Origin of the sequence: Halomonas sp. 3A7M, from assembly GCF_014897875.1 — a bacterium.
Lineage (GTDB): Bacteria > Pseudomonadota > Gammaproteobacteria > Pseudomonadales > Halomonadaceae > Vreelandella.
This window is the reverse complement of record NZ_JABUZD010000153.1, coordinates 1-1,991: the sequence shown is the minus strand read 5'-3', so window position 1 is coordinate 1,991 and position 1,991 is coordinate 1. Positions and strand designations below refer to the sequence as shown.

Genomic DNA, 1,991 nt, shown 5'->3' with positions numbered 1-1,991 from the left:
GCCGCGTTCAAAGTGATCGGCCAGTACAGGGGCAATCTCACCCGCTGCATTACCGTGGCTGGCCTCCAGCCGCAGACCGACCCTTCGGTGCGTGCCTTGCCTGTTCGCTGCCGGCAACCCATCGTAGAGCGCTTCGTGATGTAGCGCGTGCCGGAAGGCATAGCGCGTGGCCACCGATCCGTCGGGTCGATAGCTGAGGCCCGCACGGGTGATGAATCGTCGGTTTCGGGCGAGGAGTTCTAGCTGCCGCTCCGCCGCCTCCACCCCGACGCGGTTGTCGGCCAGGTCAATCGCGGAAAAGTTCGATCCCGCTACACTGGCGGTTTCAAGCAAGCTGCGCTCCTCAGCCAGCAGGCGGCTAGTGCGTTCAGTCTCGATCAGGGTACGGACACTGGGGGCGATGGCTGCGACCAACGCTTCAGGAGAGCTGGAAAGCTGCCAGCCAGTCTCGTCGCGCCGCACAAGACCTTGCGCCTGCCAAAAGTCTGCCGCCGCATCAACAAGCATGGCATGACCCTCGGTTCGGTGGGCAAGAGTCTGAGCCAAATCAGGAGGAAAAGCGTTACCCTGGAAGCGCTCTGCAAGGCATCCAGACACTGCCGCCTCATCGAGACCACCAAGGGTGATCAACCTGCAGTCTGGCTGCCGACTTAGCTGACTCAGTGTTGCCGCAAGCGTTCCAGCGCGGTCTAGTTCATCATCGCGATAGCTACCCAGCACCAGTAATCGCGCCGGAGTGCGTTGTAGCCCCCAAGCCGCTAGCCAAGCTAGCGTACTGGGGTCTGCCCAGTGCAGATCCTCAAGCACGAGAATACCAGGGCGGCCACGGGTCAGCCGCTCCATCAGCGCGGAGAATTCCCGCAGCATTGAGTCGCGGCGAGTACGGTCCAACGCTTCCGCCTTCGAGCGACGCCCAGGTTGTTGCTTGACCCAAGAGGGAGCGACGAGTGGCAGAAGTCGCGCCAGCGTCCCCCCCTCAGGCCCGGCCATAAGTTGCGTCAACACATCCATCAGCAGCCCGTAGGGCTCGCGTGCGCCAGGGTGCGCAATGGCCTGTCCCCAGGCGACCCACAGCGGTGTGCGCTGGGGTAAACCAGCCTCAAATGCTTCCAGAAGGCGTGTCTTACCGGCCCCTGCCTCGCCCGAAATAAAAGCCAGCGCCCGTCGACCGCGCTTGGCGGCGTCGGCCCTTTCGCTTAGAACTTCCAGCTCTTTATCCCGCCCGAGGCAGAGTACTGTCGATGCCGTTATAAGATCCTCAGACGCAGCGCCGATCAACGAGATCGGACGCGTCAGCCGGTAGCCCCGGCGACCCACTGTCTCGATCAGCCCGGCGTCTTGGGCGCTGTCGTCCAGCATCCGGCGCAATTCGCGGATGCACTGTTTGGGGCCTGCCTCGTTGCCATGGCTATTGCCCCATATCATGCGCCGTAAATCAGCCGTGCTGACCACTTCGCCTTGTTGCTCCACCAATGCCACCAAAACAGACAGGGTCTTGGGACGCAGGCGCATCTGTACTTCGCCGCACAGCAAAATGCCTTCGCTTAGGTTTACCTTGATATCTTTCGAAATCATGCCGTAGGGGGCCTCGGAACTGACTACCCCAGGCCGTAGCGCACGAATGGCGGCAGCCGTTAGGTAAAGGGCATAAGCGGATTAGTAAAGCGCAAATTATACCCACATTGCACCTTAATTGAACTTTACATTTGTTTGTTTGCAATCATAAATGGGCTATCTTCGCTTTCGAAGCAATCCAAGTAGCAAGTGCATAACAAACAAGGGACAGGCACATGACAGCGATCAGACTCCATCACAGAACGGCCCGCCAGTTTCGGCCCAGCCTCTCGGTCTGTGCTGTGGCTTTTGCCCTCGCGGCCCCGGTTACAGCGCAGGCTCAAGATCAGGCGCAGCAGTTCTGCGTGGCCGACCCGGCAGCGGTAACGGCTCGTGCAGCCATCACGCTACCCGACACGCCGCTGCCTGAGACGCTG

General features: G+C 60.8%; 1 protein-coding gene and 1 pseudogene. One reads left to right on the top strand and one right to left on the bottom strand.

Annotated elements, in window-relative coordinates; genetic code table 11:
* The coding region (locus INT19_RS13550) for an AAA family ATPase (RefSeq protein ID WP_193061158.1) at positions 1–1,575 on the bottom strand (1,575 nt) is incomplete at its 3' end.
* Positions 1,576–1,790: 215 nt separating this feature from the next.
* On the opposite strand from INT19_RS13550, the pseudogene INT19_RS13545 reads away from it, so the two are divergent.
* Positions 1,791–1,991 (top strand): annotated as a pseudogene (locus INT19_RS13545) (serine hydrolase); the annotation flags it as partial.